The 14,843-nt window shown below is 54.7% G+C and carries 12 protein-coding genes and 1 pseudogene; 10 read left to right on the top strand and 3 right to left on the bottom strand.

Annotated elements, in window-relative coordinates:
• Nucleotides 1-13: 13 nt before the first annotated feature.
• The 8 genes from KO216_RS02165 to KO216_RS02200 all read left to right on the top strand — a co-directional run bounded on the left by KO216_RS02165 (nucleotide 14) and on the right by KO216_RS02200 (nucleotide 8,322).
• The gene (locus KO216_RS02165) at nucleotides 14-1,636 is read left to right on the top strand and encodes a bifunctional ADP-dependent NAD(P)H-hydrate dehydratase/NAD(P)H-hydrate epimerase (protein ID WP_215522681.1); all 1,623 of its coding nucleotides are present in this window, start codon (nucleotides 14-16) and stop codon (nucleotides 1,634-1,636) included.
• Between the two features lie 18 nt (nucleotides 1,637-1,654).
• Entirely contained in the window at nucleotides 1,655-2,812 is a 1,158-nt protein-coding gene (gene alr / locus KO216_RS02170) for an alanine racemase (protein ID WP_215522682.1), read from the top strand.
• Between the two features lie 8 nt (nucleotides 2,813-2,820).
• Nucleotides 2,821-3,348, top strand: a complete 528-nt coding sequence (tsaE, locus tag KO216_RS02175; protein WP_215522684.1) for a tRNA (adenosine(37)-N6)-threonylcarbamoyltransferase complex ATPase subunit type 1 TsaE — start codon at nucleotides 2,821-2,823, stop codon at nucleotides 3,346-3,348.
• Between the two features lie 23 nt (nucleotides 3,349-3,371).
• Entirely contained in the window at nucleotides 3,372-4,067 is a 696-nt protein-coding gene (gene tsaB / locus KO216_RS02180) for a tRNA (adenosine(37)-N6)-threonylcarbamoyltransferase complex dimerization subunit type 1 TsaB (RefSeq protein ID WP_215522686.1), read from the top strand.
• A 7-nt stretch (nucleotides 4,068-4,074) separates the two neighbouring features.
• Complete coding sequence (gene rimI, locus KO216_RS02185; protein WP_215522687.1) at nucleotides 4,075-4,560, top strand: ribosomal protein S18-alanine N-acetyltransferase; 486 nt, start codon at nucleotides 4,075-4,077, stop codon at nucleotides 4,558-4,560.
• Nucleotides 4,561-4,800: 240 nt separating this feature from the next.
• Nucleotides 4,801-5,559 (top strand): succinate dehydrogenase cytochrome b subunit, encoded by a 759-nt coding sequence (locus KO216_RS02190; RefSeq protein WP_251451733.1) that lies wholly within the window; start codon nucleotides 4,801-4,803, stop codon nucleotides 5,557-5,559.
• Between the two features lie 19 nt (nucleotides 5,560-5,578).
• Nucleotides 5,579-7,564 carry a fumarate reductase/succinate dehydrogenase flavoprotein subunit gene (locus tag KO216_RS02195; RefSeq protein ID WP_215522689.1) on the top strand — a complete coding sequence of 662 codons (1,986 nt, stop codon included), beginning with the start codon at nucleotides 5,579-5,581 and terminating at the stop codon, nucleotides 7,562-7,564.
• Nucleotides 7,561-8,322 carry a succinate dehydrogenase/fumarate reductase iron-sulfur subunit gene (locus KO216_RS02200; protein ID WP_215522690.1) on the top strand — a complete coding sequence of 254 codons (762 nt, stop codon included), beginning with the start codon at nucleotides 7,561-7,563 and terminating at the stop codon, nucleotides 8,320-8,322. Before KO216_RS02195 ends, KO216_RS02200 begins: the two co-directional genes overlap by 4 nt.
• Nucleotides 8,323-8,574: 252 nt before the next feature.
• Here the strand turns inward: KO216_RS02200 and KO216_RS02205 are convergent, their stop codons facing one another.
• Nucleotides 8,575-9,804 (bottom strand): Fic family protein, encoded by a 1,230-nt coding sequence (locus KO216_RS02205; RefSeq protein WP_215522691.1) that lies wholly within the window; start codon nucleotides 9,802-9,804, stop codon nucleotides 8,575-8,577.
• 227 nt (nucleotides 9,805-10,031) lie between these two features.
• Between KO216_RS02205 and tsaD the strand changes: the two are divergent.
• Nucleotides 10,032-11,078: pseudogene (gene tsaD, locus KO216_RS02210) on the top strand (tRNA (adenosine(37)-N6)-threonylcarbamoyltransferase complex transferase subunit TsaD); the annotation flags it as partial.
• Between the two features lie 533 nt (nucleotides 11,079-11,611).
• Here tsaD and KO216_RS02215 read toward each other — a convergent pair.
• Nucleotides 11,612-12,901, bottom strand: a complete 1,290-nt coding sequence (locus tag KO216_RS02215) for a class I SAM-dependent methyltransferase (protein WP_215522693.1) — start codon at nucleotides 12,899-12,901, stop codon at nucleotides 11,612-11,614.
• 258 nt (nucleotides 12,902-13,159) lie between these two features.
• On the opposite strand from KO216_RS02215, the gene groES reads away from it, so the two are divergent.
• Nucleotides 13,160-13,456, top strand: coding sequence for a co-chaperone GroES (gene groES, locus KO216_RS02220; RefSeq protein WP_122820632.1), 297 nt, complete (start codon nucleotides 13,160-13,162; stop codon nucleotides 13,454-13,456).
• Nucleotides 13,457-13,657: 201 nt separating this feature from the next.
• Here the strand turns inward: groES and KO216_RS02225 are convergent, their stop codons facing one another.
• Nucleotides 13,658-14,746 (bottom strand): transaldolase family protein, encoded by a 1,089-nt coding sequence (locus KO216_RS02225; protein WP_215522694.1) that lies wholly within the window; start codon nucleotides 14,744-14,746, stop codon nucleotides 13,658-13,660.
• Nucleotides 14,747-14,843: the final 97 nt, after the last annotated feature.

Below are 14,843 nucleotides of genomic sequence, written 5' to 3' on the forward strand. Positions count from 1 at the left end.
GGGAACTAGCGGCATGATTGAGGCATTCGAGAAACAAACAGTTAGGCAAGCTGAAGCCAAAGTAGTAGCCGAGCATCCTCATGGAGCGTTAATGAAAAAGGCTGCTGGCGAAGTCAGCGACACCACTGTGGAATTCTTGCTTGCCCGGGATGCCAAAGTCGAGGAAACCCGGATTTTGGGGTTAGTCGGCGGCGGCGATAATGGTGGGGATTGTCTGTATGCTTTGTCCTATTTGGCGAAACTGGGATACCCCTGCCTCGCATTACTACTGTCGGGCAAACCTCATGAAAAAGCACTGGCGGCGGCGGAAAAAGCTGAGGTAACCATCGAGCGGGTGGATTTAGCCGGCAGTGCTCGCCAGATTGCGCGCCTGGCTGCCCGGCGGGCTCGCGCCGCCCAGGTGTGGATTGATGGCCTGGTAGGAACGGGTGTCAACGGCAAACTACGCGAACCATTAGCGCAGGTAGCAGCGGAGTTGACTCACCTGTATGAATCTAGGAGCTCCAAGGTGCTGCGAGTGGCCATCGATATTCCCTCCGGCATTTTCACCGATGATGGTCGCTTGCCCGGGCCTTTCCTGGGAGCTGACGTGACCGTCACTATGGGAGGACACAAATCCTCCTGCCTGCTGCCGCCGGCCGCCTATCATTTTGGGAAAGTACGGCTGGTAGACCTGGGTTTGCAGATGAAAGAACCCCGCTTAGCCCGCCTGGAGGCAGGGGATGTGGGTGCTCTTTGGCCGGTACCCGGTCCGGAAGACCATAAATATACTCGCGGGGTAGTGCAGGTAGTTGCCGGTTCCTCCGCCTTCCCCCTAACCGGAGTGATGTGCGTAGAAGGGGCGGGTCGAGCCGGAGCTGGAATGGTGCGCTATGTGGGGCCTGAGGACGCGGCTTTCGCGATTCTTTCTCGTTTCCCGGAAGCAGTTTCCGGTGTGGGCAAACATCAATGTCTGCTGGTAGGCCCGGGCATAGATCCCAAAGATTCCTCCCGAGTACGCGAAGCAGTCAACCAGGTAGTACAAGCTGCTACCAGCGGGATTCCTCTGGTGCTAGATGCGGGCGCCATCAATCTTTACACCGAAATTACTTCCCAAATCCCCGGCGGAACTCTCAATCACCGCACTGTGCTTACTCCCCACGCGGGAGAGGCGGCACGCCTGCTTTCGGCGCTCGGAGCCGGGGGAGGGCGCGGCGGAGTCAGCCGCGCAGAAGTAGAGGCATCGCCGGCGGCTTGGGTGCAGTATTTAGCGGATAAAACCGGTGCTACCGTGCTGCTAAAAGGAGCGGTCACCTTAATCGCCAGTGCTGGGGGAACGATGTTCAGCCAGGCCGGAGCGCCTTATTGGACTGGAACTGCCGGTTCCGGTGATGTGCTGGCGGGAATCACCGCGGCGGTGCTGGCTCAACATCAGGCGCGCGCAGAACAATCGGGACACCAGCTTTCTGCCTCTCGGGTCTCGGCAGCGGTTGCCTCCGCCGCCTGGGTACACGCTATGGCTGCCCGGAAAGCGGCGGGACTACCGTTTGCCTTATCAGACCCAGAAAGCGCTTATAGCCTGGGGGCACCGCTGGTGGCTACCGATATTGCCCGGGCGATTCCGCAGGCTATCGCCCATGCTTTGGAGCAAATCTAGGACGGTATAGTCATGGTCATGAATACTGATTTTCCGGCGCGCGCGATTATTGACTTGTCGGCCCTGGAAAAAAACTTGCAGCAGCTGCGCAAATGCGACCCGAATGTTCAAGCGATGGCGATTGTGAAAGCCAATGCCTATGGACATGGGGGCGCGCAGATCGCTCGTGCCGCCCTAGAGTTCGGGGTGAACTGGTTCGGAGTGGCGCAGCTGGCAGAAGCCATGCAGTTGCGGGAGGCACTGAAAGATTTTCCGGACGCCCGCATCTTCACCTGGATTTTCAGCCCAGACGCCAATCTGGATCCCGCGGTTAAAGCCGGCTTGGATATTGCGGTGTCTAATCCGGAAACCTTGTTACGCGTGGCTAGTGCCGCTCGCGCGGCAGAGAAGAAAGCCCGCATTCACCTGGCGGTCGATACTGGTATGGGGCGCGAGGGCGCCCTGCCCGAAAACTTAGCTCCCTTGCTTTCGGCAGCCGAGCTGGCCAGCGAAGAAGGAACGATTGAAGTCAGTGGAATCTGGTCGCATCTGGCGCGCGGAGATGAAGCGGGTGCAGGCGAACAGGCTACTGCCCGGCAACTTAAAGACTTCCAGAAAGCGTGCGAAGCAGCTGAACAGCGCGGATTTACCGGGCTGGTACGCCATCTATCGGCTTCCTCGGGACTGCTGTGGCATCCGCAGGCACATTTTGATTTGGCGCGCTATGGGATCGCCATGTACGGCCTTACCCCGAATCCCGGCCGCGCATCTACCGCTAGCTTGGGGCTAACCCCAATCATGCGCCTTGAAGCCGATCTGATCAGTGTAAAGAAACTTCCCGAGGGACACCCGGTTTCCTATGGGGGCACCTGGGTGGCGCCCCACGACACCTATATCGGAATCGTGCCGCTGGGGTATGCCGACGGGATTGACCGCCATGCCTCCGGAAAAATTTGGGTAGCGGCCAATGGACAAAAGTATCCGCAGGTAGGACGGATATGTATGGATCAGTTCATGGTGGATTTAGGTAGCGGTGAAGACGGGAAACCGCCGCTGGTGCCTGGAGCGACTGTGCGGGTATGGGGAGATGGCTCCCAGGGCGAACCTACCGCCGACGATTGGGCGAAGGCTGCTGAAACCATAAACTATACGATTGTTACCGACCTGAATCCTCGGGTGCCGCGGGTCTATATCTAGGAGGAAACGTGCCGATCACTATTACCGTTAACTCAGCTGACCAGACGCGGGCAGTCGGGCAGGCGCTGGCCACCCAGCTGCGTGCCGGAGATTTAGTAATGCTTTCTGGAGGGCTGGGAGCTGGGAAAACTACTCTTACCCAAGGGATTGGCGCCGGTTTGCAGGTAAAAGGACGAGTATCTTCCCCAACTTTTATTGTCGCCCGAGTACACCCTTCTCTGGTGGGAGGCGCCGATCTGATTCACGCCGACGCCTATCGGATCAAAGATTTAACCGATCTAGAAACCCTGGATTTGGATTCCACTTTAGAGCAGGCGATTACCGTCATCGAATGGGGAGAAGGAAAAACCGAGCAGCTGTCGGCAGACCGCCTGGAGATTGAGATTCACCGAGAAGAAGGAGGGGTCGCTACCAGCAGCAATGGGGTAGTTGACTTGGCGGACATGGATGACGGAAAACGCACGATTACTATTCGACCCCGGGGCAAGCGTTGGGAAAAAACTGACTGGAAACCGGTGTTTTCCGCGTTCGAGTAAAGCTAAGAAAAGTAGGTAAAAACATGCGGATTCTATGTATTGACACTTCGCTAGGCGCATCAGTTGCCCTTTGGGATAGTGAAGCTAAGGCGCAGGTGTTAGCCAGCCGATTCAGTCAGGACTCTCGCTCCCATGCCGAACACCTATCTGAGCTGATCGGTGCGGTAGTGCAGGAGGCTTGCGGGTGTGCGCTCGCTAAAGCGGGTATCGAAGCGGTGGCAGTAGGACGCGGACCGGCTCCCTTTACTGGTTTACGGGCGGGACTGGTTACTGCCCGCACTATCGGTTACGCGCTGGGAATCCCGGTTATGGGGATCAGCTCCCTAGACGCCCTCGCACGAGCAGTATTAGATCTGGTGCCCCCCACCAAGGAAGTCTTCATAGCTACCGATGCGCGGCGCAAAGAGGTTTATTGTGCCCAGTACCGCGCGGACGGCCCCGATGATGTTTGCTGCCTGTGGGGACCAGAGGTGGGAAGCCCGGCAGGTTTTGCGAATCGAGCGGCTAAACCCGGTTTGATGGTAGCCGGGGCGGGAGCGGCGTTATATCCCCAGGACTTTGCGTTAAATCCCGGACTTCCCACCGAGGTGGAGGCAGCAGTCTTGGGCAGAATCGCACGGGCGCGCCTAAATGGGCAAACGCCGGAAGATTTACTAGCCACCGTGTCGCCGCTTTATCTGCGGCGCCCGGACGTGCAGCCTCCTAGCCAGAAAAAATAGAGGTATCGTGACTGGCTGTGTTCCTTTAACTCTTGAGGACGTACCGGCGCTGCTTGCCCTAGAAAAATCCTGTTTTGGGGCGGAAGGATTTAGTGCCCCGCAGCTGCGGCAAATGCTAACCGCCCGCTACGGTTTGGCTTTAGGACTCTGGGAGGAGGAGCTACTGGTGGGGGCAGTGCTACTAGAAGTCTTAGTGCCGGAATCTGAGTTGCATTCCCTGGCAGTTCAGCCCGCTAAGCGCAGCCGCGGTCTGGGTAGCGTCCTATTAAAATCGGCGATTACTGAGGCCAGGAAGCTCGGAGCTAATGAAATGTTCCTAGAGGTGCGCAGCTCCAACCAAGCGGCAATTGCGCTTTACGAACGCGCGGGATTCACTCCTTTGAGCGTGCGCCGCGGCTATTATTCCCAACCTCGCGAAGACGCCCTAGTGATGCACATGCGGCTTTCGAGCCCCTCTCCCGGTCCGGTGGGGGCAGAAATATCTGCCTCATGAGAGCGCAAAAAGTATTTTGAAACTTTATGCTTTCTCAATTGAATAACAATTCTCAGATTCTATGCCCCGCGGATAAGGATTTTTTACCTAATCTTTGCGCCATCTTCTTTGAAAGTAGCTAATTAAAATCCCAGGTAGAGCCAGATTAACTTCGATTTTTTCTTTTTTCCGCTGGCTCGTTTCCTCCCTAGAGGCCAAAAATCTTAAGCTGAGTGAAAGCCGTGAGCTAGCCTGTAAAACGTGGCCAATACAAAAGAAATTCAAAAGAGGCGAAGCTGGAATACCCTAGTCTTCGCGAAACAGTGCATGGCCGTAACCGGCATATTCTTTGTACTGTTTGTGTTAATGCATTCCTACGGGAACCTGAAGATTCTAGCGGGGGCTGATGCCTATAACGGTTATGCTCACCACCTGCGGGTCTTTGGTGCCCCTATCCTGCCTTATGAAGGTCTGCTTTGGATCTTGCGTGTCGTGCTCCTGGCATGCGTGCTTATCCATATGATCTGCGCCTTTTATCTCTGGCACCGCGCTAGCGCGGGGCGAGGCAGCGAGAAGTACGTAGTCAAACAGAACATTGTGAACAACTACGCGACCCGAACCGTACGTGTCGGCTCGGTGCTGCTAGCGTTGTTTATCCTGTTCCACCTGCTACATTTTACGACTAAGACTTTCCAAATCGGATCATCCAGTGCATATAGCGCCGCTACCTGCGAGGTCGACGGGGAAATGATCCCGGTAGCACCCTGGAACATGATGGTAACCACGTTCTCACCAGCTAACTGGTGGACGCTGATTATTTACCTGGGTGCAGTCGCGATTGTGGCTTTGCATGTGGGACACGGCGTCTGGTCCGCCCTACAGACTATGGGATGGATCCGGGAAAACACCCATAAGGCAACCGTTTACATTTCCGGGATTGTGGGGCTACTGCTGTTCGCCATGTTCGCCATCCCCCCGCTTTATTTGGTAATCACCAACCCCGCTCCGGTGGCGTGTTAGTTAGGGAAGGATGCGAAAAATGACTGAACAAGAAAATCTAGTCGACGGTCTTTACACCGTTGGCGAACCGATTGCAGACAAGAAAGCACCTCTAGAGGTGCCGATTGAGAAATGCTGGAAACAACGCCAGTTCAATACGGCACTGGTGAACCCAGCTAACCGCCGTAAAATCAAAGTTATCGTAGTGGGTACCGGTCTAGCAGGGGGCGCAGCAGCCGCCTCGCTGGGTGAAATGGGGTACCACGTCGATGCCTTCTTCTATCAAGACTCTGCTCGTCGCGCGCACTCGATTGCGGCTCAGGGTGGTATCAACGCGGCCAAGAACTACCGCAATGACAATGACTCTGATTACCGGCTGTTCTATGACACGGTCAAAGGCGGGGACTATCGTGCCCGGGAAACTAACGTATACCGGCTAGCGGAAGTATCTGCCAATATCATTGACCAGTGCGTAGCCCAGGGCGTTCCTTTTGCTCGCGACTACGGTGGGCTGCTCGATAACCGTTCCTTCGGTGGCGTGCAGGTTTCCCGTACTTTCTATGCGCGTGGCCAGACGGGGCAGCAGCTGCTGATTGGCGCCTACCAGGCACTTCAGCGTCAAGTTAACGCAGGCACGGTGGTTGCTCACTCCCGTCACGAAATGGTGGAACTCATTGTTTCCGATGGTCGGGCACGCGGGATTATTGCTCGCAACCTGGAAACCGGGGAACTCGAAACCTACACCGCCTCCCTAGTTATTTTGGCTACTGGCGGATACGGTAACGTGTTCTTCCTATCTACCAATGCGATGGGTTCGAACGTGACGGCCTCTTGGCGGGCACACCGCAAGGGCGCTTACTTCGCGAATCCTTGCTACACGCAGATTCACCCCACCTGTATTCCCCAGCATGGCGATCAACAGTCGAAACTGACTTTGATGAGTGAGTCGCTGCGTAACGATGGGCGTATTTGGGTTCCTAAGAAGAAAGAAGACTGCAAGAAGGATCCCCGGGAAATCCCGGAGGAAGATCGCGACTACTACCTAGAGCGCATCTACCCCTCTTTCGGTAACCTGGTTCCGCGTGATATTGCATCGCGCCAAGCCAAGAATGTTTGCGACGAAGGTCGCGGCGTAGGACCGGAAATCAACGGGGTTGCTCGCGGGGTTTATTTGGACTTTGCTGAGGCTATTGAGCGCATGGGTAAAGAGGCGGTGTCGGCCAAGTACGGCAACCTCTTCGATATGTACCAGCGGATTACCGATGATAACCCCTACGAGGTGCCGATGCGGATTTACCCAGCGGTGCACTACACCATGGGTGGCCTGTGGGTTGACTACGATCTGGAATCCTCGATTCCGGGTCTATATATCGGCGGAGAAGCTAACTTCTCTGACCACGGCGCTAACCGTCTAGGGGCGTCTGCCCTGATGCAGGGGCTATCTGATGGCTACTTCGTGTTGCCGAATACGGTGAATGATTACCTGGCTCATACCTTGGATTGGCATGATTTGCCGGATGATCATCCCGATGTTTTGGCCGCGAAACAGCAGGCTCAAGAGCGCATTGATCGCATTATGGCGATTGAGGGTAGCCGTTCGGTGGATTCCATCCACAAAGAACTCGGTCACATTATGTGGGAGTACTGCGGTATGTCCCGCACCCGTGAGGGACTGAAGAAAGCCATCGGCATGATTCGGGAATTGCGTAAAGAGTTCTGGACCAATGTGCGCGTTCCGGGTAAGAAGACTGGCGAGATGAACCAGTCGCTCGAGCGCGCCGGTCGCTTGGCGGACTTCCTAGAGCTGGGCGAACTGATGTGTATCGATGCTTTGCATCGTGAAGAGTCCTGTGGCGGTCACTTCCGGGAAGAACACCAAACTCCGGAGGGCGAGGCACTACGTGACGATGAAAACTTCATGTATGTAGCCGCCTGGGAATGGAAAGGTGAAGATCAGCCCCCTGTCTTACACAAGGAGGATCTGATTTACAACAATATCGAGGTCAAGACAAGGAGCTACAAGTGAACATCACTTTGCGAATCTGGCGTCAGGCTGGCCCAGACGCCGAGGGGGCTATCCACGAATATAAGCTCCACGGAGTTAGCGAGGATTCCTCTTTCCTGGAAATGTTGGACATCCTCAACGAGGATCTATTTGCTCGCGGGGAAGAGCCGGTCGCATTCGACTCGGACTGCCGCGAGGGAATCTGCGGTATGTGTGGCCTGGTAGTTAATGGGGTTCCCCATGGCAACCATTCCCCGGATCCGAAAGATAACACCACTACCTGCCAGCTGCATATGCGTTCTTTCAAGGACGGAGACACCATCACCGTAGAGCCATGGCGCTCTAAGGCTTTCCCGATCATTAAGGATTTGGTGGTCAATCGTACGGCTTTGGATCGCATTATCCAGGCAGGAGGCTATATTTCGGTTAATACCGGTGCGGCTCCCGATGCCCACGCTACCCCGGTTCCCAAGAAGGATGCGGATCGGGCTTTCGAAGCTGCGACCTGCATCGGCTGTGGGGCGTGCGTGGCTGCCTGCCCGAACGGCTCGGCGATGCTATTTACCTCTGCGAAGGTGACCCACCTGGGTCTATTGCCGCAGGGTAAGCCGGAGAATCTGCAGCGGGTAACCCGCATGCTTAATCAGATGGGTGCCGAAGGTTTCGGCGGGTGCACCAACTTCGGTGAATGTGCAGCGGTTTGCCCCAAGCAGGTGCCGCTGGACTTCATTGCGGTGCTGAACCGGCAGCTAGGCAAGGCTGTTCTTGCTGGAGTATAAATCTGCAGCTAGCGGCTAAATAGCCAATCTTTTGTATGGTCAAGGCGGGCTTCGAGAATAATCTCGGAGCCCGCCTTCCGCGCTTTCCAGAATTAAAACGTCCTCTTGCAGCAAGGTTATTTCCCGATAAAGCCGAAAGCTCCATCCTCGCCCCGTAAATAATTCCGAGAAATAGCGATTAACTGTTGCAATTGTTGGGCAGTAGCCTACAAATGCAACATGAAGCCACGCTACTTCGGGGGGCGCAAAAAGTTAGTTAGCCCCGCCCTCGGGCTGAGGGGGAGTGAAACGGTACTTGCCTTTTCCTTTGCCTTTCACTTTGCTGATCAAGGAGGCATCCAGGAGTTTTCGCAATAGTTCAGAGGCCGGGGAGGGGGTTATCCCCAATATCTCCGTTACCTGAGAACGCGAGAAAATGCCCTCAGTCCCGAAGAAATCGTAGAGTTTTTGGGCGTGCCGAGCCGAGACCGGGCTCAGTCCCGCCCATTCAATGTCCTGATTTTTGACCCCAATATCCTGTTTTTCCAGTCCAATATCCTGTTTTTTAGATAAAATCCCATTGTCTGAGGAAGTAATGTACTGAGTTTCCGGGGGAACTTCCTGCCCATCAGACCCAATATCCGGATTTTTTGCCTGACTAACTAAACCGCTGATATGCAGGTACCGATTTTTCAACTCATTTTCTTCTCCTAGCAGCAAGTTCCGTAAGAACTTAACTAGGTATTCGTTAGTTTCGTGAATCCCGGCAGTTAGATTTTCGTAGTTGGCGCGCACCATCGCGTTTCGAAAATACCAAGCGTGTTTAGAGAAAAGGGTGTTATCGACAGTGAAACCCAAGGTGCGGAGATACTTGATGAAAAACACGGCGGTAGTGCGGGTGTTTCCCTCATCAAAGAGGTGAATCTGCCACAACCTAGCCACAAAAGAAGCCAGATGCTCAATGATTTCGGTGGCATTCAGTTCGCGGTAGCTAAACGCACGTTCAAAAGCCAAATCGTATTCCAAGGTTTCCATTAAATCGGCAGCATTCCCATAGGTAACGGTATCTCCGGCCAGTACCCACTCCTTCTTGGAGATATTGTAGGTACGAACTTTCCCGGCCTGGGGATAGATTCCTGCAAAAAGCCGGCGGTGTATCGCCAGATACTGCGCAGCCGAGAACACAAATCCGTCCTCAGATAATACTTGCGCAACCCGGGTAGCTACCTTATCTGCTTCCTCCGTTCGGTCTAAGCCCCGCTGAGGGTTTTGCTGATAGTAGGAATTAACCAGGCTTTGAGCTTCGTCTAAAGTGATTTCACCTTCGATAGAGCTCCTAGCGGTATTTATTAGATACGGTGAGGGCTCTAAACCATCGACAGCTTGTAAACCGATACCGGCCTGCCAAGCAGCAATCAGGGCGCGTTGAGACGGGGATCCTTGGCGCACATATTGGGCAAATGGATCCTCTTTAGGTTCTTCGAGCCCGCCTATATCTGTCATCGCACCTCCTGCTGCTAGTGCCATTTTATCTGAGACGGGCTCCGTCCAACCCATTCAATGTCCTGATTTTCTAGTCTAATATCCTGTTTTTTGACCTCAATGTCCTGTTTTTTCAATAAAGTCCCATTGTCTGAGTAAGTAATGTCCGGATGCTATTCCAAAAGAGTTATGCCAGCTGGGGGCGATATCGTTAGGTCGCTAATCCGGGGTGTGGGTAAAATAAGAATATGAGTGAACCGCTGATCCTGGGAATTGAGTCTACCTGCGACGAGACCGGTGTAGCGTTGGTGCGCGGGGGGAAGCTGCTGGCAGATTGCACAGCCACCTCCATGGATGAGCACGCCCGCTACGGGGGAATCATTCCCGAAATCGCTTCCCGGGCACACCTGGAATCTTTCCTGCCTACTTTGCAGGCTGCCTGCACGGAGGCCGGGGTTACTTTGAGCGAGGTAGATGCGATTGCGTGCGCGGCAGGCCCCGGCTTGGTGGGCTCGCTGACGGTAGGGATTTCTGCCGCTAAAGCTTTGGCGTTGGCGCTAGATAAACCGCTCTACGGGGTGAACCACGTAATCGGACACCTGGCTGTAGATGCCCTGGTAGAAGGGGAGTTTCATCCTCCATTTATTGGACTGATTTGCTCGGGTGGGCATTCGAACCTGGTGTTGGTGCGCGATCTGGCCAGCGATATTACCGAACTGGGGGGCACTCTCGATGACGCTGCCGGGGAAGCCTTCGATAAGGTAGGGCGGCTACTCGGCACCCCCTATCCAGGCGGTCCGCACGTAGACCGGCTGGCGCAAGCGGGGGATAAGAAAGCTATCCGTTTCCCGCGAGGGCTGGCCGCAGGTAAAGACAAAGAACGCCATCGCTACGACTTTTCATTTTCGGGTCTAAAAACCGCAGTTGCCCGCTATATCGAAGGGTTAGAGGCCGCCGGGAAAACCATTAATCGGGAAAACATCTGTGCCGGTTTTTCCGAGGCCGTAAACGATTCGCTGACTAAGAAAGCGGTGCAGGCTGCCCAAGACTTTGACTGCCACGAAATCGTAGTGGGCGGCGGTTTTTCTGCGAATTCGCGCCTGCGAGAACTTTTGGCACAGCGAGCTGAATCTGCGGGGATTAGCGTGCGCATCCCTCCGATCCGTTTTTGCACTGATAATGGTGCCCAGATCGCTGCCCTCGGTGAGGTGCTGGTGAAAGCGGGAATGCCGCCCTCGCCTACAGATTTTGGCCCAGATTCCCAGATGTCGCTCACCCAGATTTATATGGCGCCCAGCCTGGAAAATACCGGGAATCCACAGGATAATAGCAGTAATGCCCAAGAGAAAGAGGTAGATGCGGAAAGCATCTACCAGAAGGTGAAGGAAAATATGGCGAAATCATTTGACCAGATGCGTCCGGGTTTTGAAAAGGCCGCTGACCGGATTAAACCCCTGGTAGAGCAGGGGCGGGAGTACGCGGAAGAAACTGTGGAGAAGGCGCGGCCGTACGTAGAACAGGCGGTAGAAAAGTCTCGCCCCTACGTGGAGCAGGCTGCAGAGAAAAGCCGGGAGTACGCGGAAGAAACCATGGAAAAAGCCCGTCCCTACGTGGAACAAGCTGCAGAAAAAAGCCGGGAATACGCCGAGCAGGCGGTAGAGAAGGGGCGCGAATACGCTAAGCAAGCTCAACAGCGTTTACAGGAGCGTTCGCAGGCGCGGAAAACCGATCCCAATGAACCTTCGGTGACGGTGGAACCGCCCGATGACGTGGAGCCCCGCCTGTAACGCTAGCTAATCCTGTTTGCGGGGCATTACCGGAGTGCAGATTATTTAACTGCCACGAGCACCAGGCAGCGGTGCGCCCCACCTACCCGGGTCAGAGCCACGGTTATGGTGCGCGGTGACCAGTCGCGATTTCTCTTGGGCATCACCTTTTTTCGCCAAGCTGCGATGTCGAGGGCGACTCCGCGCTTTAGAACGTCAAGCCGCGTGACTTGCTGAGAACGTAGATAAGAGCTCACCTGCTTAGCTTTAAGTGGCAGATTTTCCACTATCTGATAGCAGTGGAACCCTAAGGAGTCTTGTTCGCTGGGAAGAGAATCCCCTGTCAGATAAGCAATCCCGGTAGATACTGGCGCTGCCCCTAATTCTTCGCAAAGATCTGGAATGATTCCGGCGCGAATAATTGCAGGATCAGGATCGAAAAAGTAACTGCCCAAGGTGGCTGCCTGCGGGATTTGCACATGGTCTTCTCCGGGATTGCAAGCAGTAGAGCAGCGATAATGTTTTACCTGCCTACCGCAGATAACCAGCGCAGATCGCCCCGCGCCCTCGGGAGCTAATCCCGGAGAGTAGAGGGCGCACTCCACCAGATTGCCGTCAACGCTTACCCATTGCGCGTGATAGCCGTCCGGTAGGTACGCCAAGTCAATCCCGGGCGCCATTTTCACCGCAAGCTGGGGCGAGCGCTTTTCCCATTCCAGAACTTTTCCGAGGGGAGGCGACCAGGAATCGGGGGAGAGGACGCGTCCGACGGCGGCGCGGCGAGCCGGATCTACAAATAGGGCGGGCAGAGTTTTCTGTGAGGTAAGGTTATCGGCGTTTTCGCAAAAAACTTTTGCGGTCGATATCTCAGACAGGTTGATTGCTGCGCAGGTAGCGGCTGCCGGGCTAATATCGACTGCTAAAAAATCTGGGCATAGGGGTGCCAGTTCCATAGAGTCGGATCCGATTCCGCAGCCGAGATCGATCATGCTGGTGACATCGGCTTTCGCAAAGCGTTTAGCACGCTGGGCGGCCACTATTTTCCGGGTAGCTTGTTCGAGGCCGTCGCGAGTAAAAAGTTTATTCTTGGCCTCGGAGTCTAATTTTTCTTGGGCTTTTTCTCGCAGATTCCATTGGGTTTGCAACGCTGCAACCAGATCTGCGGGGTGCTGCTTACGCAAGTGTTTAGCAATATCTGCGGCTTCAGAAGGTGACGGGCAAGGATATTCTTGCAGCAGGCGCCAGCCTTCCGGGGTGGTCAGTGCCGCAATCATTAAGTCTTCCGCAGGTGGAAAGGACGAAGTTAGCTGTTTCATCTGCTTAAAACTAAGTGCGACTTTTCGAGCTACCATCGATTTCTCCCCTGTCATTTTCAGTGTAACCGAGGATTTGCCAGGGGTTAGAGCGACGCTTTGGTTACCCAAAGAAGTATTCGCGGAGGGCGTAAGCGAAAACTAGCACTCAGCTTGATTGAGTGCCAGGATAGCTTTAAGCTAAATAGTGCATTTGGAGTCGCCAGACTCCAGACCGTATCGGAAATCTGACAACCCGCGACGTCAAGGTTCCGGTACTAAAACCGAAAATTTTGGAAAAAGAAAGGGAGGTCTGCAGTGTCAGTCTCCATTAAGCCGTTAGAAGATCGCGTCGTGATTCAGCAGGCAGAAGCGGAACAAAAGACTGCTTCCGGTCTGGTTATTCCCGACGCTGCCAAGGAAAAACCGCAGGAAGGCAAAGTAATCGCGGTGGGACCGGGTCGCATTGATGACCAGGGCAACCGGGTTCCGATGGATGTTGCCGAGGGCGACAGCGTGATTTACTCCAAGTATGGCGGCACCGAGGTCAAATACGGCGGCGAAGAATACTTGATTCTTTCCGCGCGTGACATCTTGGCAAAAGTTGAGCGCTAGAGAATAGCGCTGGCTGGGCGAGATTATCTCGCCATCAAAATAGCCATTAAGTGATTGGCGGGGTCGGAGAAATCCGACCCCGCCTTTTGCATATCTCTTCCTGCTACCATTCCGGCAGCCACGTGGTGGTTAAAAAGCTGGGGGCGAGATAATCTCGCCCCCAGCTCTAAAGCTATTTACCTGCTATTTTGCTGTTTGAATCTACTTTTCTCTCGGCGCCGGTAAAATCACGTCGCGTACCAGTTCCTGCAGATCAGTGTCGGACTTGAGGAATCCGCGAAGAGTACGCACGGTCGGACCGAAGGTGTCAAACTCTTCTTCGCTCATACCGTCAACCTCGTAGGCGCGGCGGAAATCTTCCACCTTCATCAAGGTTTCCATAACTTCCTCGGATACCGGATTGTCGAAGCGCGGCTCATACTGATAATCGGAGTCCTGAACCCGCTTTGCCCAAGCAAAGGGCGGAGAAATCACGATGTCGCCGCCAACCAGTTCGGTGTACTGCATGGTGTTACGGAAGGCTGCGGCCAGCATCCGGGAGCGTAGACCCCGCTTCTCGAACTCGGCAGCTGCCTTCTTGAATGCGGCGATTCCGGCCCATTCCAGGTGGCCAGGATTGAGAACCAGCCTGTCGCGGGTAGCGCAAATCTTCATCCAGTCATCAAGGCGACCGACCATCAAGGTTACAACCGGCCCCATCTTGGAAACATCTTTGCCTTCGGCTTCGCGCCGCTTGAGGCCGCGTTCGATGGCTTCCCCGGAGCTAACTGCCTGGGGAACCGAGAAAGATACGGTCACGTTCATAGACACGCCCCGGTAGGTGGCGTCCTCAATCGCTTCCATGCCGGTCTTGGTGGCCGGTACCTTTACTACGATGTTGGGAGCCATTTCGGAGAACTCTACTGCCTGGTCAGCCAATGCTTTGGCGTTTCGGTAGTAAGCCGGATTGGTCTGCACCGAGAGGCGACCGTTGCGACCATTTGAGGCTTCGAATGCCGGTTCTAGCAGCTTCGCGGCCTCAATCGACATGTCCTTTACAGCCTGCCAACCAATTTCCGACTCGGTGGCGGTGGGCATATTCTCAGCGATTTTTTTAATGCGAGGAGCCCAAATGTCCAAATTCTTAGAAAATGTGGTGTAAGCGATGGTCGGGTTGCAGGTCGCACCCACTGCGCCCCAAGAGATCGCTTGACGAAGCTCATTTAAATCAGAGGAATCGTTCCACAGCGCGGTCTTCGAATTCTTGGCTGCATCCAGCAGGGGACCGGGGGTCATCTTAATCTCGGTCATTGAGTCTCCTTCGTTATTTTTTTAAGCACCGTCTTCAGTGCGGGTTCTCTTCCAGGTTAAGGGGTAAGGAAGCCAACGTCAAGACTTTGACAGGACA

The sequence above is a fragment of the Varibaculum prostatecancerukia genome (assembly GCF_943169825.2).
GTDB lineage: Bacteria > Actinomycetota > Actinomycetes > Actinomycetales > Actinomycetaceae > Varibaculum > Varibaculum prostatecancerukia.

Bases quoted from the DNA above. Each gene is read 5' to 3' on its own strand.
- KO216_RS02225 (WP_215522694.1), bottom strand. From the start codon at position 14,746: ATGACCGAGATTAAGATGACCCCCGGTCCCCTGCTGGATGCAGCCAAG.
- KO216_RS02205 (WP_215522691.1), bottom strand. From the start codon at position 9,804: ATGACAGATATAGGCGGGCTCGAAGAACCTAAAGAGGATCCATTTGCC.
- alr (WP_215522682.1), top strand. From the start codon at position 1,655: ATGAATACTGATTTTCCGGCGCGCGCGATTATTGACTTGTCGGCCCTG.
- tsaB (WP_215522686.1), top strand. From the start codon at position 3,372: ATGCGGATTCTATGTATTGACACTTCGCTAGGCGCATCAGTTGCCCTT.
- KO216_RS02165 (WP_215522681.1), top strand. From the start codon at position 14: ATGATTGAGGCATTCGAGAAACAAACAGTTAGGCAAGCTGAAGCCAAA.
- KO216_RS02195 (WP_215522689.1), top strand. From the start codon at position 5,579: ATGACTGAACAAGAAAATCTAGTCGACGGTCTTTACACCGTTGGCGAA.
- KO216_RS02215 (WP_215522693.1), bottom strand. From the start codon at position 12,901: ATGGTAGCTCGAAAAGTCGCACTTAGTTTTAAGCAGATGAAACAGCTA.